The sequence below is a fragment of the Nakamurella alba genome, assembly GCF_009707545.1.
Classification (GTDB): domain Bacteria; phylum Actinomycetota; class Actinomycetes; order Mycobacteriales; family Nakamurellaceae; genus Nakamurella; species Nakamurella alba.
This window is the reverse complement of record NZ_WLYK01000012.1, coordinates 123128-143394: the sequence shown is the minus strand read 5'-3', so window position 1 is coordinate 143394 and position 20267 is coordinate 123128. Positions and strand designations below refer to the sequence as shown.

21 protein-coding genes are annotated in these 20267 nt (G+C 72.3%); 13 read left to right on the top strand and 8 right to left on the bottom strand.

All coding sequences use genetic code 11. From position 1 onward, the window contains the following. Positions 1-9: 9 nt before the first annotated feature. Positions 10-1134: a vWA domain-containing protein gene (locus tag GIS00_RS24000; protein ID WP_154770995.1), complete on the top strand. Its 1125-nt coding sequence runs from the start codon at positions 10-12 to the stop codon at positions 1132-1134. Further along, on the top strand, positions 1127-2299 hold the full coding sequence (locus GIS00_RS23995) for an XdhC family protein (protein ID WP_154770994.1): 1173 nt from the start codon (positions 1127-1129) through the stop codon (positions 2297-2299). The genes GIS00_RS24000 and GIS00_RS23995 overlap by 8 nt, the downstream gene beginning before the upstream one ends. A gap of 11 nt (positions 2300-2310) precedes the next feature. Here the strand turns inward: GIS00_RS23995 and GIS00_RS23990 are convergent, their stop codons facing one another. Beyond that, on the bottom strand, positions 2311-3597 hold the full coding sequence (locus GIS00_RS23990; protein WP_154770993.1) for an MFS transporter: 1287 nt from the start codon (positions 3595-3597) through the stop codon (positions 2311-2313). Between the two features lie 330 nt (positions 3598-3927). On the opposite strand from GIS00_RS23990, the gene GIS00_RS23985 reads away from it, so the two are divergent. The 4 genes from GIS00_RS23985 (at position 3928) to GIS00_RS23970 (ending at position 8450) form a co-directional block, all read left to right on the top strand. After that, the gene (locus GIS00_RS23985; protein ID WP_154770992.1) at positions 3928-4437 is read left to right on the top strand and encodes a (2Fe-2S)-binding protein; all 510 of its coding nucleotides are present in this window, start codon (positions 3928-3930) and stop codon (positions 4435-4437) included. Further along, on the top strand, positions 4434-6914 hold the full coding sequence (locus GIS00_RS23980; RefSeq protein WP_154770991.1) for a xanthine dehydrogenase family protein molybdopterin-binding subunit: 2481 nt from the start codon (positions 4434-4436) through the stop codon (positions 6912-6914). Before GIS00_RS23985 ends, GIS00_RS23980 begins: the two co-directional genes overlap by 4 nt. Beyond that, on the top strand, positions 6911-7762 hold the full coding sequence (locus GIS00_RS23975; RefSeq protein WP_154770990.1) for an FAD binding domain-containing protein: 852 nt from the start codon (positions 6911-6913) through the stop codon (positions 7760-7762). Before GIS00_RS23980 ends, GIS00_RS23975 begins: the two co-directional genes overlap by 4 nt. A 70-nt stretch (positions 7763-7832) precedes the next feature. After that, the gene (locus tag GIS00_RS23970) at positions 7833-8450 is read left to right on the top strand and encodes a helix-turn-helix transcriptional regulator (protein WP_154770989.1); all 618 of its coding nucleotides are present in this window, start codon (positions 7833-7835) and stop codon (positions 8448-8450) included. A gap of 6 nt (positions 8451-8456) precedes the next feature. Here the strand turns inward: GIS00_RS23970 and GIS00_RS23965 are convergent, their stop codons facing one another. Together GIS00_RS23965 and GIS00_RS23960 are read right to left on the bottom strand one after the other, a co-directional pair. Then, the gene (locus GIS00_RS23965; RefSeq protein WP_154770988.1) at positions 8457-9119 is read right to left on the bottom strand and encodes a TMEM175 family protein; all 663 of its coding nucleotides are present in this window, start codon (positions 9117-9119) and stop codon (positions 8457-8459) included. Between the two features lie 61 nt (positions 9120-9180). After that, positions 9181-10167 carry an LLM class F420-dependent oxidoreductase gene (locus GIS00_RS23960; RefSeq protein ID WP_154771025.1) on the bottom strand — a complete coding sequence of 329 codons (987 nt, stop codon included), beginning with the start codon at positions 10165-10167 and terminating at the stop codon, positions 9181-9183. Positions 10168-10252: 85 nt separating this feature from the next. Here GIS00_RS23960 and GIS00_RS23955 point away from each other — a divergent pair, with 85 nt between their 5' ends. The 4 genes from GIS00_RS23955 (at position 10253) to GIS00_RS23940 (ending at position 13579) form a co-directional block, all read left to right on the top strand. Beyond that, entirely contained in the window at positions 10253-10654 is a 402-nt protein-coding gene (locus GIS00_RS23955) for a TOBE domain-containing protein (RefSeq protein ID WP_154770987.1), read from the top strand. Further along, the gene (modA, locus tag GIS00_RS23950) at positions 10651-11586 is read left to right on the top strand and encodes a molybdate ABC transporter substrate-binding protein (RefSeq protein WP_154770986.1); all 936 of its coding nucleotides are present in this window, start codon (positions 10651-10653) and stop codon (positions 11584-11586) included. Before GIS00_RS23955 ends, modA begins: the two co-directional genes overlap by 4 nt. 68 nt (positions 11587-11654) lie before the next feature. Further along, on the top strand, positions 11655-12458 hold the full coding sequence (locus tag GIS00_RS23945) for an ABC transporter permease (RefSeq protein WP_407666920.1): 804 nt from the start codon (positions 11655-11657) through the stop codon (positions 12456-12458). Continuing rightward, the gene (locus tag GIS00_RS23940; protein WP_230314072.1) at positions 12455-13579 is read left to right on the top strand and encodes a sulfate/molybdate ABC transporter ATP-binding protein; all 1125 of its coding nucleotides are present in this window, start codon (positions 12455-12457) and stop codon (positions 13577-13579) included. The genes GIS00_RS23945 and GIS00_RS23940 overlap by 4 nt, the downstream gene beginning before the upstream one ends. Positions 13580-13627: 48 nt before the next feature. Here the strand turns inward: GIS00_RS23940 and GIS00_RS23935 are convergent, their stop codons facing one another. Further along, positions 13628-14443: a maleylpyruvate isomerase family mycothiol-dependent enzyme gene (locus GIS00_RS23935; protein WP_154770985.1), complete on the bottom strand. Its 816-nt coding sequence runs from the start codon at positions 14441-14443 to the stop codon at positions 13628-13630. 93 nt (positions 14444-14536) lie between these two features. Between GIS00_RS23935 and GIS00_RS23930 the strand changes: the two genes are divergently transcribed. Continuing rightward, the gene (locus GIS00_RS23930; RefSeq protein WP_154771022.1) at positions 14537-15295 is read left to right on the top strand and encodes an HAD-IIA family hydrolase; all 759 of its coding nucleotides are present in this window, start codon (positions 14537-14539) and stop codon (positions 15293-15295) included. Here the strand turns inward: GIS00_RS23930 and GIS00_RS23925 are convergent. Next, positions 15217-15810 (bottom strand): VanZ family protein, encoded by a 594-nt coding sequence (locus GIS00_RS23925; protein ID WP_154770984.1) that lies wholly within the window; start codon positions 15808-15810, stop codon positions 15217-15219. The two genes, GIS00_RS23930 and GIS00_RS23925, sit on opposite strands and share 79 nt — an antisense overlap. Positions 15811-16009: 199 nt before the next feature. Between GIS00_RS23925 and GIS00_RS23920 the strand changes: the two genes are divergently transcribed. Then, positions 16010-16630 (top strand): HAD family hydrolase, encoded by a 621-nt coding sequence (locus tag GIS00_RS23920; RefSeq protein ID WP_322098374.1) that lies wholly within the window; start codon positions 16010-16012, stop codon positions 16628-16630. A gap of 36 nt (positions 16631-16666) precedes the next feature. On the opposite strand, the gene GIS00_RS23915 is transcribed toward GIS00_RS23920, so the two are convergent. Further along, entirely contained in the window at positions 16667-16945 is a 279-nt protein-coding gene (locus GIS00_RS23915) for a hypothetical protein (protein ID WP_230314071.1), read from the bottom strand. Between the two features lie 159 nt (positions 16946-17104). Between GIS00_RS23915 and GIS00_RS29450 the strand changes: the two genes are divergently transcribed. Next, the gene (locus GIS00_RS29450; protein ID WP_407666919.1) at positions 17105-17491 is read left to right on the top strand and encodes a cold-shock protein; all 387 of its coding nucleotides are present in this window, start codon (positions 17105-17107) and stop codon (positions 17489-17491) included. 13 nt (positions 17492-17504) lie between these two features. On the opposite strand, the gene GIS00_RS23905 is transcribed toward GIS00_RS29450, so the two are convergent. Then, positions 17505-18071, bottom strand: coding sequence for a DUF2771 family protein (locus tag GIS00_RS23905; RefSeq protein WP_154770982.1), 567 nt, complete (start codon positions 18069-18071; stop codon positions 17505-17507). Beyond that, positions 18068-20263: an MFS transporter gene (locus GIS00_RS29165; protein WP_322098373.1), complete on the bottom strand. Its 2196-nt coding sequence runs from the start codon at positions 20261-20263 to the stop codon at positions 18068-18070. Before GIS00_RS29165 ends, GIS00_RS23905 begins: the two co-directional genes overlap by 4 nt. Positions 20264-20267 lie beyond the last annotated feature (4 nt).

The following is a 20267-nucleotide window of genomic DNA, read 5'->3' as shown; positions in this document are numbered from 1 at the left end:
CGCCCCGCGATGACCGACACCGCGGTGACGACCGATCGGCTCGCCCCGCTGGCCGGGTTCCCGCGGGCGCTGGCCGCGGCCGGGCTGGCGGTCGGGCCGGACCGGACCGACTCCTTCCTGCGCGCGACCCATCTCGTCGACGCCGGCCGGCCGGACGGGGTGTACTGGGCCGGGCGGGCGACCCTCACCGCTCACCCGGACGACATCCCCCTCTACGACGCCGTTTTCGAGGCCTGGTTCGGCGGTGACCCGGTGGCGGCGGCACGCACCGGACCGCCCGGCACCGTGCGGCGGACGACGATGACGATGGCGACCACCACCGGAGCCGGCACCGAGGACAGCACCGCCGACACCCCGCCGGTCCGGGCCGCGGCCGCGGACGCCGAGGTGCTGCGGCACAAGGACCTGGCCCGGTTGACCGCCGCCGAGAAGGCCGAGATGGCCGCCATGCTCGCCCTGCTGCGCCCGGGGCTGCCGGACCGCCGCTCGTCCCGCCGCCGGCCGCACCGGCACGGCCCGGTCGATCCGCACCGGACCGTGCGGGCGGTGCTGCGGGCCGGCGGCGAACCGGCGGCGCTGCTGCGGCACCGCCGGCGCACCCGCCCGCGCCGGATCGTGCTGCTGGTCGACGTCTCCGGATCCATGGCGCCGTACGCGGACTCGCTGTTGCGTTTCGCACACCTGCTGGTCCGCCGCCGGCCCCGGGCCGTCGAGGTGTTCACCATCGGCACCCGGCTGTCCCGGATCACCCGGGCACTGTCCGGGGCCGATGCCGACCAGGCGCTGGCCGCGGCGGCCGAGGTGATCCCGGACTACTCCGGCGGCACCCGGCTCGGAGAGGTGTTGCGCGCCTTCACCGATCGGTGGGGACGCCGCGGCACCGCCCGCGGCGCGGTGCTGGTGATCTTCTCCGACGGCTGGGAGCGCGGCGGGCCGGAACTCCTCGCCGAGCAGGTCGACCGGCTGCACCGACTGGCGCGGACGACGGTGTGGGTGAACCCTCACAAGGGCAAGGACGGGTACGCGCCGGTGCAGACTGGGATTGTCGCCGTGCTGCCGTACCTGGATCATTTCCTGGCCGGCCACACGCTGGCGACACTCGAGGAACTGCTGGAGGTGATCCGGGATGCGTGAGGTGCTGGACGACCTGCTGCAGTGGTGGCGGGCCGGCGAGTCCGTCGGTGTGGGCACCGTGGTCGGCACCTTCCGGTCCGCGCCGCGTCCGCCCGGCGCCGCCATGCTGGTCGGCCCGGACGGCACCGCGGTCGGGTCCGTCTCCGGCGGCTGCGTCGAGGGCGCCGTGTACGAGCGCGCCACGCAGCTGCGCGACGGCGACGGGGCGGCCGGCCTGCAGCGTTACGGGGTGTCCGACGACGACGCCTTCACCGTCGGGCTCACCTGCGGCGGGATCATCGACATCTTCACCGAGCAGGTGTCGCGCACCACCTTCCCGGAGTTCGGCGAGCTGGCCGACTCCATCCGGGCGGACGAGCCGGTCGCACTCGCCACGGTGATCGAGGGACCGGCCGGGAGCGCCGGCCGGCACCTGGTGATCTGGCCGGACCGGACGGCCGGCTCGGTCGGCTCGGCCCGGGCGGACGACGCGATCACCGACGACGCCCGCGGGCTGCTCGCCGCCGGCCGCACCGCCACCCTGACCTACGGCCCGAAGGGTCAGCGCCGGGGAGAGGGGCTGCAGGTGTTCGTCTCCTCGTTCGCCCCGGCCCCGCGGATGCTGGTGTTCGGCGCCATCGACTTCGCCGCCGCGGTCGCCCGGATGGGCAGCTTCCTCGGCTACCGGGTGACGGTGTGCGACGCCCGCCCGGTGTTCGCCACCGGCCGCCGCTTCCCGGACGCCGACGAGGTGGTGGTCGACTGGCCGCACCGCTACCTGCAGTCCCAGATCGATGCCGGTGCGATCGATCCGCGCACGGTGATCTGCGTGCTCACCCACGACCCGAAGTTCGACGTCCCGGTGCTGGCGCTCGCGCTGCCGCTGGACGTCGCCTACGTCGGCGCGATGGGCAGCCGGGCCACCCACGACGACCGGATCCAGCGGCTGCAGGAGGCGGGGGTGGCGGAGGCGGACCTGGCCCGGCTGTCCAGCCCGATCGGTCTCGACCTGGGCGCCCGCACCCCGGAGGAGACCGCGATCTCCATCGCCGCCGAGATCATCGCCCGCCGCTGGGACGGCGGCGGCCGGCCGCTGACCGAGACCTCCGGCGCCATCCACCGCGAGCCGGTGGCCGCCCCGATCCCGCTCCCGGTCAACCGGAAGGGGTCGGCCCGCACCGCCTGAAGGCGGACCGATCAGTCCGCGTTGCCGACGGTCATCGCCTCGGGCAGCGGGTCGGCGTCCTCGATCCGGTCCAGTTCGTCCTTCTCCGGCTGGGCGATCTCGCCGCGGTCGGCGGCGTCCAGGCCCTTGTGCACGGTGCTCAGCACCACCGCGGCCACCAGCACGGCGAGAGCGCCGAGCAGGAAGGGGATGTGGGCGCTGAAGTGCTCGGCGAGGATGCCCGCCACGAACGGTGCCAGACCACCGCCGATGAACCGGACGAAGCCGTAGGTGGCGGAGGCGACGGGACGTTCGACCGGCGCGATGCTCATCACCGCGGTGGTCACCAGGGTGTTGTTGATGCCGATGAAGGCGCCGGCCACGATCACCGCGACGATCACCACCGTCGGCTGGTCCGGGAAGATGCCGATCACCGCGAGGTCGATCGCCATCAGCACGAAGTTGCCGTACAGGGTGCGCGGGGTGCCGAAGCGGCGCTGCAGTGCCGGGGCACCGAACACCGAGAAGACGGCGACCAGGATGCCCCAGCCGGCGAACACCAGGCCGAGCAGGATCGGGCTGTCGATGCCCATCAGGAACGGCGAGTAGCCGAGCAGGGTGAAGAAGCCCCAGTTGTAGAGCAGCCCGGTGATGCTGGTGATGGCCAGGTTCTTGTGCTTCAGCGCGGCCAGCGGTTCCGAGAGCTTCTGCTTGTGCGTGGGTTTCGGCAACTTCGGCAGGAACACGATGGTGGCCACCATGGCGATCGCCATCAGCACCGAGACGCCGAAGAACGGTCCCCGCCAGGAGATGTTGCCCAGGATGCCGCCGACCAGCGGGCCGAGCGCGATACCGATGCCCAGGGCGGTCTCGTAGAGCACGATCGCGCCGGCGAACCCACCGGACGCGGCGCCGACGATGACCGCCAGCGAGGTGGCGATGAAGAGCGCGTTCCCGAGGCCCCACCCGGCCCGGAAACCGACGATGCCGCCGATGCTGTCGGACGCTCCGGCCAGAGCGGCGAAGAGCACGATCAGCACCAGGCCGGTGATCAGCGTCGGCTTGGCGCCGATCCGGCTGGAGATCCAGCCGGTCACCAGCATCGCGATCGCCGTGACCACCAGGTAGCTGGTGAACAGCAGCTGGACGTCGGCGGGGGAGGCACCGAGCTGGCCGGCCAGGCTCTTCAGGATCGGGTCGACCAGGCCGATGCCCATGAAAGACACCACGCAGGCGAAGGCCACCGCCCACACCGCGCGCGGCTGCTTGAACGGACTCGGCGCCTTCACATCGCCGTGCGCGGACGGATGAGCACTCATCGGGCCGGTACCTCCCGGACGTTCCACAGGGCGGCGCCACTGCCGCCAGGTCAGATAATTAGCAAGACGAAACAAATGTTAGCAGGCTGTGTGGCCGGATGCGAGAGGGTCCGGTCGATCACCGAATTACGCAGTTGCGGTGTCAGATCCATCCAATCTCCGCACATGCGGAAGGCATCGACAAGGAGCCACTGACCTGCGGGAACCGATGCGCTGTTCCGGTTGCAGGCCCACCGTCGCGGGCGCACTGTTGTGATCACGGTCACCCGGACGCCGCCCTCCGGGAATCCGCTGCTGTACGCCGCTTCGCCGCCGATCCGAGGAGTGCCCATGACGGCCGTGTCCCTGCGAGTCGACGGGGTCCAGTACTCCGACGACGTCGAGCCCCGACTGCTGCTCGTGCAGTACCTGCGCGAGCGCCTCGGCAAGGTCGGGACGGTGATCGGCTGCGACACCAGCAACTGCGGCGCCTGCACCGTGCACCTGGACGGGACGAGCGTGAAGTCCTGCTCGGTGCTCACCGTGCAGGCCGACGGCAGCGAGGTGACCACCATCGAGGGCCTCGGCGCGCCGGGGGAGCTGCACCCGGTGCAGCAGGCCTTCCACGAGAAGCACGCGCTGCAGTGCGGCTACTGCACCCCCGGGATGATCATGCAGGCCACCTGCCTGCTCCGGGAGAACCCGAACCCGAGTCCGGCGGAGATCCGGGAAGGCCTGGAGGGCAACCTCTGTCGCTGCACCGGCTACCAGAACATCGTCGCCGCGGTCGGCGACGCCGCGCAGCGGATGAACGCGGCCGCGATCGCCGACGTGCCGGACCCGGCCGGGGCGCAGGCATGACCGCCACCCTGGGCGCGTCGGCCGAGATCGGCCGGGAGCGCCGCCGCAAGGAGGACGCGCACCTGATCACCGGGCGCACCCGGTGGACCGACAACATGTCACTGCCCGGCATGGTGCACCTGGCGATGGTGCGCTCGCCGATCGCGGCCGGCACCTTCGAGGTCGGCGACCTGGCCGCGGCGAAGGCCGCGGACGGGGTGGTCGGGGTCTGGGCCGGGGCCGACTTCCCGGAGCAGGGCGGCCTGCCGTGCGCCTGGCCGATCACCGCCGACATGAAGTCGCCGACCCGGCTGCCGGTCGCGGTGGGCGAGGTCCGGCACGCCGGCGAGATCGTCGCGGTGGTGGCCGCCCGCACCAAGGCTGCTGCCGTGGACGCCGCCGAGCTGATCGAGATCGACTGGAGCCCGGTCGATGCCGTCACCGACATGCCGGCCGCGCTGGCCGACGGCGCCCGCCTGGTGCACCCCGATCTCGGCACCAACCGCAACGCGGTCTGGACCTTCGACTCGGGTGAGGCCGGCACCGGCGGGGACGCGAAGGCGGCGATCGCCGCGGCCGAGAACGACCCGGACCAGGTGGTCGTCCGCCGCACCTTCCGGCAGCAGCGGCTGATCCCGGCGTTCATGGAGCCGCGTTCCACCGTCGTCGACCCCACCTCCGAACAGCTGACGATCTGGTCGGCCACCCAGATCCCGCACGTGCTCAAGGTGCTGCTCGCGCTCTCCCAGGGCATCCCGGAACACAAGATGCGGGTGGTGGCACCGGATGTCGGCGGCGGCTTCGGCGGCAAGCTGCAGCTGACGCCGGAGGAGGTCATCACCATCATGGTGGCCCGGAAGCTGCACAAGCCGGCCAAGTACACGGAAACCCGTTCCGAGTCGCTGATCTCGGCCCACCACGGCCGGGACCAGATCCAGCAGCTCACCCTGGCCGCCCGCAAGGACGGCACCGTCACCGCCTTCGACGTCGAGCTGCTCGCCGACATGGGTGCCTACCTCGGCACCGTCGGTCCCGGTGTGCCGATCCTCGGCGCCTTCATGTTCAACGCCATCTACAAGATCCCCGCCTACCGCTTCTCCTGCACCAACGTCTTCACCAACAAGACGCTGACCGACGCCTACCGCGGCGCCGGGCGGCCGGAGGCCACCTTCGGCGTGGAGCGGATGATGGACGAACTGGCCGCCGAGCTCGGCATGGAGCCGATGGAGCTGCGGCAGAAGAACTGGATCACCCACGAGGAGTTCCCGTTCACCACGGTCGCCGGGCTCACCTACGACTCCGGCAACTACGAGGCCGCCACCGCGCAGGCCATGGAGCTGTTCGACTACGCCGGGCTGCGCGCCGAGCAGCAGCGCCGCCGGGACTCCGGTGACCCGGTCCAGCTGGGCATCGGCATCTCCACCTTCACCGAGATGTGCGGCCTGGCACCGTCGCGGGTGCTCGGTGCGCTGTCCTACGCCGCCGGCGGCTGGGAGTCGGCGTCGATCCGGATGCTGCCCACCGGCGGGGTCGAGGTGATCACCGGGTCGTCCGCCCACGGGCAGGGTCACGAGACCGCCTGGTCGCAGATCGTCGCCGACCAGCTGGGTGTCGACTTCGACCTGGTCGAGGTGATCCACGGCGACACCCAGTCCGCGCCGAAGGGCATGGACACCTACGGCTCCCGGTCCCTGGTGGTCGGCGGGGTGGCCATCGTCAAGGCCGCGGAGAAGGTGATCAAGAAGGCGACGGTGGTGGCCGCGCACCTGATGGAGGCCTCGGTCGACGACATCGAGTTCGACAAGGGCACTTTCAGTGTGCGCGGCACCGACACGTCCATGCAGATCGGCGAGATCGCCTGGGCCGCCTTCGCCGCGCACAACCTGCCGGACGGGGTGGAGGCCTCCCTGGACTCCGATGCCGTGGTCGACCCGGACAACTTCTCCTACCCGCACGGCACCCACCTGTGCGCGACCGAGGTGGACACCGAGACCGGCCGGGTCACCATCCGTTCCTACGTCTGCGTCGACGACATCGGCGAGGTGATCAACCCGCTGATCGTCGAGGGGCAGGTGCACGGCGGCCTGGCCCAGGGCATCGCCCAGGCGCTGTTCGAGGAGGCCCTCTACACCGAGGACGGCCAGCTCACCTCCGGCACCTTCGTCGACTACCTGGTGCCGTCGGCGGCCGACCTGCCGGAGTTCACCACCGGCCGGACCGTCACCCCGGCGACCACGAACCCGTTGGGCGTCAAGGGTGTCGGCGAGGCGGGCACCATCGCCTCCACCCCCGCCGTGGTCAATGCGATCCTGGACGCCGTACGCCATCTCGGGGTCAGTGACATCGAGATGCCCTGCACCCCGGAGCGTGTCTGGCGGGCGGTCTCCGGAGCCGCTGCTCCGGAACAGATCCCGGTCGAAGGCGTGCCGGATGACCCCGGTGCACTGTCCACCGGTGCCCGCACCGCCCCCGCCGACGAGGAAGGGTCCGCCCGATGATCCCCGCAGGTTTCGACTACGTCGCCCCGGCGACGCTGGACGAGGCGCTGACCGCGCTGGCCGAGGCAGGGGAGGACGGCAAGATCCTGGCCGGCGGGCAGTCGCTGATCCCGGTGCTGCGGCTGCGGATGTCCGCCCCGGGCATCCTCGTCGACATTCGCAAGGTGCCAGAGCTGCAGGGCATCTCGATGGACGGCGACCGCGTCCGGATCGGCGCCATGGCCACCCACCACTCGGTGGTGCACGACCCGCTGGTGGTCGAGCACCTGAAGCTGCTGTCCGACACCGAGCAGACCGTCGCCGACCCGCAGGTGCGGCACCGGGGGACCATGGGCGGGGCACTGGCGCACGCCGACCCGGCCGGTGATCTCGGCGCCGTCGCGGTCGCCCTGGACGCGGAGTTCGACGTCGCCGGGCCGCAGGGCCGGCGGACGGTGGCCGCGGCCGACTTCTTCCAGGACTACTACACGACCGCGCTCGCCGAGGACGAGATCCTGGTGGCGGTGACCTTCCCGTCCTACGCCGGCTGGGGCGCGCACTACGAGAAGTTCACCCGCGTCGCGCAGTCCTGGTCCATCGTCTCCGTCGCGGCCGCCGTGCAGGTGGAGGGCGGCATCGTCCGGGCCGCCAGGGTCGGGCTGACCAACATGGGCGCGGTGCCGATCCGGGCGTCGGCGGTCGAGCAGGCGCTGGTCGGCGGGCCGGCCACCGCGGAGGCAGTGCGCGCCGCCGCGCAGTCCGCGGCACAGGGCACCTCACCGGTCGACGACACCTCCGCCGCCGCCGACTACCGCGAGCACCTGGCGCGGGTGCTGACCGCCCGCGCCGTGCTGGCCGCGGCCGGGTGAGCCCGGGCAGCCCTGGGTAGCACCGTGTCGGTCCCGGAGGCTGTCGGCGGCCGGACGTACGCTGCCGGACATGCCCGCGGACCTGCCCCCGATCGCCTTCTCCCTCGCCGAGGTGGAGGCGATCACGGCTGCGCTGGCGACCGTCCCGACCACCGCCGACGGCCGTGATCCGGCAGTGCTCGGCGCGCTGCGCAAGCTGGCCGGTGCGGTCGTCTCGGCCGACGAGGAGCCCCGCCGTCCGGCGGTGACCCGGCCCGCTGCCACCCCATCCGCTGCGTCCCGGCCGGCAGCACCGCCGGCCCGGCAGCCGGAAGTGTTGCCCGGCAATGTGGTCCGGCTGTTCGGCGGGAAGCCGGCCCCGGCACCCGAGCGGCAGCAGGTGGACGAGGACGTGCTGGAGGCACTGGAGGAGGCGATCGCGGTCCGCCGGGTGGTCACCTTCCTGCACACCGACGGGCGGGGGCGCACCACCGAGCGCATCGTCGAGCCGTCCGGGATCCTCACCGCGTCAGGGCGCCGCTACCTGCTCGGCTGGTGCCGCACCCGGGAGGACGGCCGGCACTTCCGGCTGGACCGGATCGCGGAGGTGGAGATCACCGACGAGCCGGCGCCGGACCGCGACATGGCCGCGGTGCTCGGGCCTCTCGGCCGGGGCGAGCCGGTCCCGGCGCCCCGGCTGGTGCCCTGACGGTCCCTACGGGACCTGGTGCCGGCGTTGGGTCAGCCGGAGCCAGAACCCCTGAAGCAGGATGCCCACCGCCCAGCAGATCCACGCCCAGTGCGTGACGAAGAACAAGGGCACCGACACCGCGAAGCCGCCGGCGATGAGCAGCACCGACCGCTCCGACGCGGTGACCAGGCCCGGCGGCATGCCGCGGGCCAGGCCGTGCCGCGACATCTGCCGGACCATCAGTACGAACAGCACGTAGGACAGCACCTGCAGGGCCGCGTAGAGCGCGAACCGGGCGCCGCGTGACGAGTCCTCGACGTCCGGCGGCGGACCGTCGGCGAGCAGCTTCGTGGCGAACGGCATGAGGACGATGGTCAGCAGCCAGAGCAGGTCCAGCAGCCGCAGGGTGCTGTCGCTGCGCCGCAGGTAGACCATCATCCGGTGGTGGTTGCGCCAGTGCAGGGCGATCACCAGGAAGCCGAGCAGGAACGCCAGGTAGTCGCCGGAGTTCTCGGCGAACCCGGTCCAGAACTCGGCCGGTGTCCGGCCCTCCGGCACCGGGAGTTCCAGTGCCAGCAGCGTCATCGCGATGGCGACCACCGCGTCGGAGAAGAAGTTCAGCCGTTCCGCGCCGGCGGCCGCCGTCTCCGGATCGTCGTCGTAGGTCTCCGCGGGTTCCGCTGCCATCCCGGCATCGTGGCGTGCCACCGCCGTGCCGGGGAAGACCCGGCACGGCGGATTCGCCCGCTCAGCCCAGTGCCGGGATGACCTGCTGCTCGAAGAGTTCGATGCCGGAGGTGTCGTAGGCCAGCTCCGGGAAGTTCAGGATCGCGTAGGTCATACCGAGACCCTGCATCTTCGTGAGGTTCTCGATCACCTGCTCGACGGTGCCGACGGCTTGGCCGCTTCCGTAGCGGGAGACGATGGTGCTGCCCTGCTCGGCGCCGGCCGCCTTCGTGTAGTGGTCGACCATCCAGGCCTTGCGGTCCTCGACCTCCTTCTCGTCCCGGCCGATCAGCACGTTGTAGTTGGCCGACCGGACGATGGCGCCGTAGTCGGTGCCGACGTCGGCGCAGTGCGCCGCCAGCAGTTCCGACTTCTGCGCGAAGCCCTCGGGGGTACCGTCGAAGTTGGTGTACTGCGCGTACTTCGCCGCGATCTTCAGTGTCACCTTCTCCCCGCCGCCGGCGATCCACAGCGGGATGCCGTTCTCCTGCAGCGGGAGTGGCCGCACGATCGCGCCGTCCACCTGGTAGATGCGGCCGTCCAGCGTCGCCGATCCGGTGCGCCAGGCCTGCGACATGATCTGCACGCCCTCGTCCAGTGCGCGCAGTCGGTCGCCGGCGGACGGGAAGCCGTAGCCGTAGGCGCGCCACTCGTGCTCGTACCAGCCGGCGCCGATGCCCATCTCGACCCGCCCGCCGGAGACGTGGTCGACGGTGGCGGCCACCTTCGCCAGGTAGGCCGGGTTCCGGTAGGCCATGCAGGTGCACATCTGTCCCAGTCGCACCCGCTGGGTGATCGCGCCGAACGCCGACATCAGCGTCCAGGCCTCGTGCGTCGCGTCGTCGGTCGGCACCGGCACGGTGTGGAAGTGGTCGTAGACCCAGATCGACTCCCACGGGCCGGCGTCGGCGCGCAGTGCCAGCGCGCTCATGGTGCGCCAGTGCTCGGCCGGGTCGATGCCGGCCAGGTCGAGTCGCCAGCCCTGCGGAACGAAGTGTCCGAACCTCATTGTCATGACCTCACAGTACGACCGGCGTCACACCAGGCCGCAGTGGGTGCGTGCTCCCGCAGATGCGGACATATGATCCTGGATCATGACGCAGTTCCGGATTTCCGAGGCAGCCCAGCTGCTGGGTGTCAGCGACGACACGATGCGGCGCTGGATCGACGGCGGGGTGCTGACCGCCCGCCGCGGTGACGGCCCGGCGGTCATCGACGGTGCCGAGCTTGCGGCGTACGCGCGGGACCACGCGCCCGCCGAGAACGATCCGTCCGGCGTGGGCCGCAGCGCCCGTAACCGGTTCGTCGGCCTGGTCACCGCCATCACCATGGACACGGTGATGGCGCAGGTCGAGATGCAGTGCGGCCCACACCGTGTGGTGTCGCTGATGAGCAGCGAAGCAGTCCGGGAGCTCGACCTGCAGGTCGGCTCCCTGGCCGTCGCGGTGGTGAAGGCCACCACCGTGATCGTCGAGACACCGAGAGGCAAGTCATGATCCCCAGCTCTCTGCGGCGCCGTGCCGCGGGCGGCCTGGCCGTCGCCCTGGCGGTCGCCATGGTCGCCGGTTGCGGCAGCTCCTCCGACAGTGCGAGCTCCACCACGCCGCCCACCACAGCGCCGCCCACCACGTCGGCCCCCACCACCTCCGCGGCCACCGGTGCCTCGGACATGACGAGCGCGAGCAGTGCGTCCGAGATGACCAGCGCGTCCGAGGCCACCAGCGCCGCCCCGGACGACCTGTCCGGCACGCTGACCGTCTACGCCGCGGCATCCCTGAAGAAGACCTTCGACCAGCTGCGGACCGACTTCATGGCCGCGCACCCGGATGTCGAGTTCGCCGAGATCACCTACGACGGCTCGTCGACGCTGGCCACCCAGCTGATCAACGGCGCGCAGGCCGACGTGTTCGCCTCGGCCGACCTGAACAACATGAAGAAGGTCACCGACGAGAGCCTGATCGTGGGCGACCCGGTGAACTTCGCGACCAACACGCTGCAGATCGCTGTTGCGCCGGGCAACCCGAAGGGCATCACCGACCTGGCGAGCCTGGCCGCTGCCGACCTCAAGGTCGTGCTCTGCGCACCCGAGGTGCCGTGCGGCAACGCCGCCCAGAAGGCACTCGACGCCGCCGGGGTCTCGGTGACCGCGGTCAGCGAGGAGCAGAACGTCACCGCGGTGCTCACCAAGGTCGAGACCGGTGACGCCGACGCAGGTCTGGTCTACAAGACCGACGTCGCCGGGTCCGACGGCGGGGTCGACGGGGTCGACTTCCCGGAGGCCGCCGACGCAGTGAACGAGTACCCGATCGGGGTGCTGACGGCGGCCGAGGACGCTGGAAACACTGCGGCCGCTTCCGCTTTCGTATCGATGGTGACCGGCGCCGAAGGCCAGCAGGTGCTCGCCGACGCCGGCTTCGGAGCTCCGTGACCGTTGGTCCGCTGACCACCCCGCAGCCCGCGGACGGGGGCGACGCACCACCCGGGATCACCCGGGCGGTGCGCCGCCCCCGTTCGCAGGTCCCGCGGGTGCTCTACATCCCGGCCACCATCGGGGCGCTGTTCCTGCTGCTGCCGCTGGTGGCGCTGCTCGTGCGGGCGGACTGGCCGGCCCTGCCCTCCGCCATCACCTCCGGCCCGGCGCTGCGGGCGCTGCGGCTCTCGCTGGAGACGGCGCTCGCCGCGACCGTGGTCTGCCTGATCCTGGGCATCCCGATGGCGCTGGTGCTGGCCCGCCGGGACGGCCGGATCATCCGGGTGCTGCGGGCCATGGTCACCCTGCCATTGGTGCTACCGCCGATGGTGGGCGGCATCGCCCTGCTCTACCTGCTGGGCCGGCTCGGCCTGATCGGCAAGTACCTCGACCTCTGGTTCGACTACCAGATCGCCTTCACCACCACCGCGGTGGTCATCGCCGAGGCCTTCGTCGCTCTGCCGTTCCTGGTGCTGTCGCTGGAGGGCGCGCTGCGCACCGCCGGCACCGGGTACGAGACGGTCGCCGCCACCCTCGGCGCCGGCAACTGGACCGTGTTCCGCCGGGTGACGCTGCCGCTGGTCGGCCCCGGCCTGCTGGCCGCCACCGTGCTCTGCTTCGCCCGTGCCCTCGGCGAGTTCGGCGCGACCGCACTGTTCGCCGGCAATTCCGACGGCGTCACCCGCACCATGCCGCTGGCCATCTACACCGCGTTCAACGGCTCCGGGGTGGACCAGGACACCGCCATCGCGCTCTCCCTGCTGCTGGTCGCGGTGGCGATCCTGATCATGGCGCTGGTGCAGCCGCGGCGGATCCGGAGCGCGACATGACCGCCACCACTGTCGCCGGGGCCGGCCTGTCGGTGGGCATGTCCGTCGCCCGCTCCGCCTTCACCGTGGACGTCGCCCTCGACGTCGCACCCGGCCGCACCCTGGCCCTGCTGGGCCCGAACGGCGCCGGCAAGTCCACCGTGCTCTCGGTGATCGCCGGGCTGCTGGTGCCGGACCGCGGTCATGTGCTGGTGGCCGGCCGCACGCTGACCGAGGTGCGCCCCGATGGGTCGGTGGCCGCGGCGGTGTCCCCGCAGCAGCGGCAGATCGGCCTGATGGGTCAGCAGCCGCTGCTGTTCCCGCACCTGACCGCGCTGGAGAACATCGCCTTCGGCCCGCGCTCCCAGGGCCGCGGCCGGGTGCAGGCCCGACGACAGGCCGAGACCTGGCTCGAGGTCCTCGGTCTCGCGCAGTTCGCGCGCCGCAAGCCGCGGCAGCTCTCCGGCGGCCAGGCCCAGCGGGTGGCGCTGGCCCGGGCGCTGGCGGCCGGCCCGGACCTGCTGCTGCTCGACGAACCACTGGGCGCGCTGGACGCCGCCACCGCGCCGGAGGTCCGCCAGGTGCTGCGCACCCACCTGCGGGAGCAGGGCACCACCGCCGTGCTGGTCACCCACGACCTGCTGGACGCCGCCGTGCTCGCCGACGACGCCGTGGTGCTGGAACGCGGGGAGGTGACCGACAGCGGCCCGGTGGCGCGGGTGCTGCAGGCGCCGCGCTCGGTGTTCGGGGCCGCGCTGGCCGGGCTGGACCTGGTCGAGGGCACCGCGTCGGAGTCCGTGGGATCCGGGGAGGTGGTGCAGGTGCGGGCCGGGAACGGTTCCGTGGTCAGCGGTCTCGCGTCGGAGCCGGTGGCGGCGGGGGAGTCGGTGGTGGCCGTGTTCGCCCCGTCGGCGGTGGCCGTGCACCGGGAGCAGCCCGGTGGCAGCCCGCGGAATGCCTGGCCCGCGGTGGTCCGGGCGGTGCAGGCCGTCGGCGGCACGGTGCGGGTCGACACCTCGGGCGGGCCGGCATCGATCGCCGCCGACCTCACCCCGGCCGCGGTCGCCGAGCTGGAACTGGTCAGCGGGCTGCCGGTGGTGCTGGCGGTCAAGGCCACGGAGATCGCGGTCCACCCGCGCTGACCGGTGCTGCTGCACCCCTGCAGCTGCCCGACTGTCACAGCAGGACTGTCACTGCACCCCGCCGGCCAGGATCTCCCGGAACACCGCGACGGCAGCGTCGTCGCCGTCGATCGCCACATCGCCCGGCCGGTTCCACAGCCACCGGTCCAGCTCCGAGGCCGTCCCGGACACGGTGAAATCGACCGCGCTCCGCCCACCGGGCACCACCAGCAGGGTGGGCTCGTCGAACTCGCGGCCGCTCTCCGGGCCGGTCCCGGTGAAGCGGCCGAGCTGCAGGTCCCAGCTGCGCCCGGTGTCCGTGGCCACCACCCGGCCCGTGCCGCCGCCCGCGGCGAAGTCGGCCCATGGCGGGTAGCCCCCGTACATGACGTGCAGCACCTCGTCGATCCCGTCCGTGGCGAGCGCCGGGTCGAACGGGGTCACCGCGCCGGCGGCCAGCTCGGCGTCCAGCCGGTGCACCAGGACCTCGTGCGCCTGCCGCCGCAGCACGAAACCCGCGCTGTGGTCGGCCTCGTCGTCGGCCCAGGTCCACACCGCGGTGGCCGACGGGGTATCGGACAGCACCAGGTGCAGGTCCCGGCTGGTCCCGGCGAACAGGGCGAGGAGCTCGGCATGGTCGGCGGGGCGGTCGGGTGCCGCCGCCTGCGCCGCGGCCGGGCCGTGCAGCCGGTCCCGCACCACCGTCCGCCACAGCGCCTGCACCTCGGTCAGGTGCCAGAGCAGGTCGGAGGCCGTCCAGTCCGGACAGCTGGGGACCGGGGCGGCCGGGTCCGTGTCGCCCAGCAGGCCGGCGAACCTGGCCGACTCGCGCTGCAGGTGATCGAGCAGTTCCGCCCGGGTCGGGTCGGTCACGGCGGCGTCCATCCGCCGACGGTAGGGCGGCGGCAGCGGATCCGCCAGAATGGACCGGTGAGCGAGCGAACGACGGACGGCACGAAGTGGTCCTACCTGCTGGACATGGACGGTGTGCTGGTCCACGAGGAGCACATGGTCCCCGGCGCGGACCAGTTCATCGGTGAGCTGACAGCGCTGGGCACCAACTTCGTCGTGGTCACCAACAACCCGATCTACACCCGGCGTGACCTGCGGGCCCGACTGCTGTCCTCCGGCCTGGACATCCCGGAGGACCGGATCTGGACCTCGGCGCTGGCCACTGCGAAGTTCCTCGACTCGCAGCGTCCGCACGGTTCGGCCTACGTGATCGGCGAGGTCGGGCTGACCACCGCGATGCACGAGGCCGGGTACGTTCTCACCGACCGTGATCCCGACTACGTCGTGCTCGGCGAGACCCGGACGTACTCCTTCGAGGCCATCACCACCGCCATCCGGCTCATCGAGAAGGGCGCGCTGTTCATCTCGACCAACCCGGATGCGACCGGTCCCAGCCGGGCCGGGGTGCTGCCCGCGGCCGGCGCGGTGGCCGCGCTGATCGAGAAGGCCACCGGGCGCACGCCGTACTTCGTCGGCAAGCCGAACCCGCTGATGATGCGGTCGGCGCTGCGGGCCATCGGCGCCCACTCGGAGTCGACGGTGATGGTCGGCGACCGGATGGACACCGATGTCATCGCCGGCATGGAGGCCGGTCTGCGCACCATCCTGGTGCTCAGCGGCATCTCCACCACCGCCTCGATCGACGCCTACCCGTTCCGGCCGTCGCTGGTGATCAACTCGGTGGCGGACCTGGTGGGCCGCACCACCGACCCGTTCGGCGTCTGACGGGCCGATCGCGGCACCCGGTCCTTCGCGGACCGGCGCCCGGCCGCCGCGCGACGATAGCGGCGGCGCCGTGACACCAGCACCGGCACGGCCAGCAGCACCCCGATCAGCGCGCCGAGGCTGTTCACCACCACGTCCTCGACCATGCCGTAGCGACCCGGCAGCAGCAGGGCCTGCAGCGTCTCGATGACCCCGGACAGCGCGGTGCAGGCCGGCCAGACCAGCCACTGCATTCGGGGCACGGCGAGCGCCCCGAACAGGCCGAGCGGGACGAACATGATGACGTTCGCCAGACTCTCGACGAAGTCGAAGCTGACCCAGCTGGGCAGGCCGTGCCGCCCACCGTGCCAGAGATAGCCGCGCAGACCCAGCTGCGCGACGCCGGCCGGAGGACCGGGCTTGAGCACGATCCAGCCGATGAACGCGAGCACCAGGAGCAGCAGCACGGTGCAGCACCGGCGCGCCGTCCGGTTCGGGTCGGCGACGCCGTCGGGCAGTGCGACGCGCCGGCTCATCCGGCCAGCGTAGAGGCAGCCACCGCGTCCGGGCCCTGGTTCGGGAACGGAGAATGGTCACTCTCCGTGGTGTGCCGGAACACGCAGACCTGCGGCGCTGTGGCCTGATTCACACGCTGGGTAACGGCTGGGTCACCTTCGGGCATCGAGGCCGTCCGGGGGAACGGTCCGCCCAGGAACGCGGCTTACCCTCGGGGACGTGCGTTTCACCGTCGGCTTCGACCTCGACATGACCCTCATCGATCCCCGCGTCGGGATGATCGAGGTCTTCGACGTCCTTGCCGCCGAGACCGGGATCCCGCTGGACGGCCGCGCCTTCGTGACCCGGCTGGGCCCCCCGCTGGCGCACGAGTTCGCCCGCTACGACCTCGCCCCGGAGGTGTGCGACCAGCTGGTCGCCCGGTACCGGGAGCTCTACCCGGATCTGGTGGTGCCGGCGACCGTCCCGATGCCTGGTGCGGTGGAGGCCGTCCGTTCGGTGACCTCCCGTGGCGGTGGGGTGGTGGTGGTGACGGCCAAGTACGGGCCGACCGCGCGCCTGCACCTGGAGCGGATGGGCCTGCCGGAGATCGACGTGGTGGGCGACCTGTGGAGCTCGGCCAAGGCGGTGGCGCTGCGCGAGCACGGCGCCGAGGTCTACGTCGGCGACCACCTGGGAGACATCACCGGCGCCCGGTCGGCCGACGCCTTGTCCGTGTCGGTCGCCACCGGACCGATCAGTGCGCTCGAGCTGGCCGCGGCCGGCGCCGATGTCGTACTGGAGGACCTCACCGCGTTCCCGGCCTGGCTCGACGGCTACCTGCTGGCCACCGTCCACTGACCCTCCGAGTCACTGCCCGGCCGGCTGCTCGCAGGGTCAGGCGGGGGTGCGCCGGGATCCCTTGCGGGCCTCGAGGACCACGCCCAGCAGGCCCAGCCCGAGACCGACCGGGGCCAGCATCGCGCCCAGGTTGAGCCACAGCGGCAGGTCCCTGGACCCGGCCGCGAACAGGATCATGTCGGCGAAGATCGCCACCACGCCGAGGGCGAACAGGATCATCCCGGCCTTGGCCAGCGGGGCGGCCTTGCGCCGGTTCTTCACCCTGGACATCGTGCCGGCGTGCGGGCGGTCGGCGGCGGCTTCGGTGGCACTCACCCCGAGAGGATATCGCGGCTGGTCGGCGCCGGGACGTGAGTCGCGGCTCATCGTCGCCCGAGGAAACCGGTCCTGGTCCGGCCCGGCCGACCAGTACGCTGGAAAGCCGGGCCGAAATCGGTCCGGAGAACGCAGCGACACGACGGACGGGTGAGTCAGGTGCCTACGGGCAAGGTGAAGTGGTACGACGCCGACAAGGGTTTCGGTTTCATCGCCCAGGAGGGCGGCGCCGACGTGCACGTCCGGTCGGGCGCCCTGCCGTCGGGTGTCGCGGCCCTCAAGCCCGGGCAGAAGGTGGAGTTCGGCCTGGCCGACGGCCGCCGCGGTCCCCAGGCGCTGCAGGTGCAGCTGCTGGACGCCCCGCCGTCGGTGGTCGCCGCCACCCGCCGGCCGGCCGAGGAGCTGCACGGCCTGGTCGACGACATGATCAAGCTGCTCGAGTCCAAGGCGCTGCCGGACCTGCGCCGCGGTCGCTACCCGGACCGGGCGATGGGTTCCCGCATCGCCGCTGTGCTGCGCGCCGTCGCCAACGAGCTGGACGCCTGACGGGTCCCGCCGGTCAGCTCGAGGTGCCCTCGTCCGGTGACGGCTCCGCCTCGGGATCCACCAGCAGCACCCAGGACCGGGTCGAGGTGTAGTCCACCCCCGACCCGTCCGCGGTGGCGGTGAGGATCAGGCCGGCCTGGACCTCCACCCGGAGCAGCTGGTCGGTGGCCTCCGGCGGGTGCACGGTGGCCGACAGCTCGCCGTCGGTGAAGAAGGCCGTCCGCAGCGCGTCCTCGGTGCCGTCCGCGGAGCGGTACTGCACGTAGACCACCCATGGGGTGTCGCCGATCTCGGCGCCGACGCTGATCTGCACACCCTGGCCGGCCCGCAGCGACAACCGGGCGAAGGACGCGTCGTCCTGCTCCGGGCAGGCGAAGGTCAGGTTCGCGTCGTCGACGGTGCACCAGAGCGCCGGACCGGTCTGCACGTCGTGCCGGTTGCCGTAGAACGTCACGTCCGGTCGGGGCGCGGTGCAGCCGGCCAGCACCAACAGAGCTGCCAGCAGACCGACCGGCGCCGCGAGGCCGCGGAGCCGGGAGAGTCGGGGGAGTCGGGGGAGCCGGGGGAGCTGCCTCGTCATCGGTCGGTGCCCGCCTTGCGCGGTCGACGGCCGGCCTTGCGGGGAGCGGCGGAGGGCGCCCGGCCCGGCGGCGGCGCCGGGTTCACCGGTGGTGCCCCGTGCACGTCCGGGGTGGTCGGCAGCGGGCCCATCGGAGTCGTGGTGCCGGCGGCCGGCTTCTTCCTCGACGCCCCGGACGGCTTCGGCGTGCGCCGGATCGCCGGCACCAGCGTGCGGCCCTTGCGCATCATCAGGCACTGGGCGATGCCCATCACCAGCAGCGCGGTCACCACGCCGAAGCCGATCGAGTACACCCCGGCCACATGCCCGAACCACACGCCTCCGATCAACAGGCCCACCACACCGCCGAAGACCCAGGCGATCTGGAGGACGGATTCCGTCTTGCCGAACGCCGATGCCCGGCTCTCCTCCGGCAGGTGGTGCTGGATCACCGAGTCCAGGCAGACCTTCGCCAGCGACGACGCCGTCGATCCCACCAGGCCGACGATCGTCGCCGTGAGCAGGCCCGGGATCATCGCGGCCACCAGGGTCGCCAGGCTGGTCGCGGCGAGCGAGATGTTCGAGATCAGCTCCGGCGCGGACAGGTTGAGCCGGGCGCCGAGCGCGTTGCCGACGAACCCGCCGAGACCGGCGGCGCCGCCGACGATGCCGAGCAGCAGCAGCTGGGTGAACGCCGACAGGTGCTCGTACTGGTTCTTCACCACGAACGCGATGAACAGTGCCAGGAAGCCGGTCTCGATCCGGATCGTGCTGTTCGCCCACAACGTCGCGACCACCGGCGGTGGCAGGCTGCGTTTCGTGCGCGAGTGACCGACGGCCTTGACCGGTACCTCGCCCTCGGTGGACTCCACCCAGGCCGGGATCCGGAGGCAGAGGATGCCACCGCCCACCGCGCACAGCGCGGTGAAGATCAGTGCGCCGGGTGATCCGGTGAGCGCCAGGATCCCGGCGGCCAGGCCGCCGGCCACACCGCCGGCGATGAGGCCGAACACGGTCAACCGGGAATTGGTCTTGACCAGGGTGATCTGCTCGGGCAGTACCCGCGGGGTGAGCGCGGCCTTCAGCACGCTGAAGGCCTTGGACAGCACCAGGTTCCCGAGCGCGCACGGGTAGATGACCCACGGGTTGAACGGCTCGAAGTTGAACGCCATCAGCACGGCCAGCAGCGCCCGGCCCCAGCTGGAGATGGCCAGCGCCATCCGCCGTCCCTGCTGCAACCGGTCCAGTGCCGGGCCGATGAACGGTGCCACCACCGCGAACGGGGCGACGGTGATGGCCAGGTAGGCCAGCACCTTGCCCGGTGATCCGGTGTCGGCGAAGAAGATGGTGTTCGCCAGCGCGACCATCAGCGCGGCGTCGACGGCGTAGTTCGCCATCACCGCATAGGTGAGGTGGGCCAGGCCGGACCGGTCCGCGCCGTCGGCCGTGGTGGCGCGCTGGAACAGCTGCACGCCGCGGTGGGTCAGCTCCCGGCTGCGCAGCGCGGCGACCCGGGTGACCGTCAGCTTGCGCGGGCTCCGGCCGCCGGTGGCCCGGCTGGGGTCCAGGGACGGGGCCTTGGCCGGCGGCTCGGCCAGCGGCTCCCGGTACGGCGGCAGGTGGGCGCCACGGGGCTGCGGCGGCCGCTTGTCCATCGGCACCCGCGGGGGCAGCGGCGGTTCGTACTGCTCCGGCTCGTACTGCTGCTCGTACTGCCGGGGCTCGTACTGTTGCGGTTCGTACTGCGACTGTTCGTACTGCTGCTGTTCGTACTGCGGCTGTTCGTACTGCCGGGGGTCGCGCCGCGGGGGTGCGGCCGGGCGCCGCAGCTGCTCCGTCTCGTAGGCGTCACCGCTGTACGGGTCGACCGGCGCGCGGTACCGGTCGCCGGCCGGTGGCTGCGGCCGGTGGGTCTCGACCCGGCGGGCCGGCGGCGGCGCGGCGTACGGGCGCTCCGGCGGCTGCGCGGGTCGCTGGTACTGCTGCCGGTCCGAGGGTGCCTGTCGGTAGCGGGGGGCCTGCTGGTCCGGGGGCGGCGGCACCGGCGGCCGGCGCGGCCGATGGATCTGGGTCGTCTCCTGGTCCGGGGACTGGGCCCGTGGCGCCGCCGTCGGCGGCTGCTCCGCAGGCGGGTAGGGGTATGCCGGGCGCGGGGCAGCCCCGTCCTCCCGCCGGGGTCCGGCGGGACCCTGGTCGGCGCCCGGCTCGTGCACGGTC

Excerpts from the sequence above, each read along its gene's own strand:
- GIS00_RS23930 (WP_154771022.1), top strand. The coding sequence starts at position 14,537 with ATGGACGGTGTGCTGGTCCACGAGGAGCACATGGTCCCCGGCGCGGAC.
- GIS00_RS23965 (WP_154770988.1), bottom strand. The coding sequence starts at position 9,119 with ATGGCAGCGGAACCCGCGGAGACCTACGACGACGATCCGGAGACGGCG.
- GIS00_RS23940 (WP_230314072.1), top strand. The coding sequence starts at position 12,455 with ATGACCGCCACCACTGTCGCCGGGGCCGGCCTGTCGGTGGGCATGTCC.
- GIS00_RS23985 (WP_154770992.1), top strand. The coding sequence starts at position 3,928 with ATGACGGCCGTGTCCCTGCGAGTCGACGGGGTCCAGTACTCCGACGAC.
- GIS00_RS23980 (WP_154770991.1), top strand. The coding sequence starts at position 4,434 with ATGACCGCCACCCTGGGCGCGTCGGCCGAGATCGGCCGGGAGCGCCGC.
- GIS00_RS23990 (WP_154770993.1), bottom strand. The coding sequence starts at position 3,597 with ATGAGTGCTCATCCGTCCGCGCACGGCGATGTGAAGGCGCCGAGTCCG.
- GIS00_RS23960 (WP_154771025.1), bottom strand. The coding sequence starts at position 10,167 with ATGAGGTTCGGACACTTCGTTCCGCAGGGCTGGCGACTCGACCTGGCC.
- GIS00_RS23955 (WP_154770987.1), top strand. The coding sequence starts at position 10,253 with ATGACGCAGTTCCGGATTTCCGAGGCAGCCCAGCTGCTGGGTGTCAGC.
- GIS00_RS23905 (WP_154770982.1), bottom strand. The coding sequence starts at position 18,071 with ATGACGAGGCAGCTCCCCCGGCTCCCCCGACTCCCCCGACTCTCCCGG.
- GIS00_RS23935 (WP_154770985.1), bottom strand. The coding sequence starts at position 14,443 with ATGGACGCCGCCGTGACCGACCCGACCCGGGCGGAACTGCTCGATCAC.
- modA (WP_154770986.1), top strand. The coding sequence starts at position 10,651 with ATGATCCCCAGCTCTCTGCGGCGCCGTGCCGCGGGCGGCCTGGCCGTC.
- GIS00_RS24000 (WP_154770995.1), top strand. The coding sequence starts at position 10 with ATGACCGACACCGCGGTGACGACCGATCGGCTCGCCCCGCTGGCCGGG.
- GIS00_RS23970 (WP_154770989.1), top strand. The coding sequence starts at position 7,833 with ATGCCCGCGGACCTGCCCCCGATCGCCTTCTCCCTCGCCGAGGTGGAG.
- GIS00_RS23925 (WP_154770984.1), bottom strand. The coding sequence starts at position 15,810 with ATGAGCCGGCGCGTCGCACTGCCCGACGGCGTCGCCGACCCGAACCGG.
- GIS00_RS23995 (WP_154770994.1), top strand. The coding sequence starts at position 1,127 with ATGCGTGAGGTGCTGGACGACCTGCTGCAGTGGTGGCGGGCCGGCGAG.
- GIS00_RS23975 (WP_154770990.1), top strand. The coding sequence starts at position 6,911 with ATGATCCCCGCAGGTTTCGACTACGTCGCCCCGGCGACGCTGGACGAG.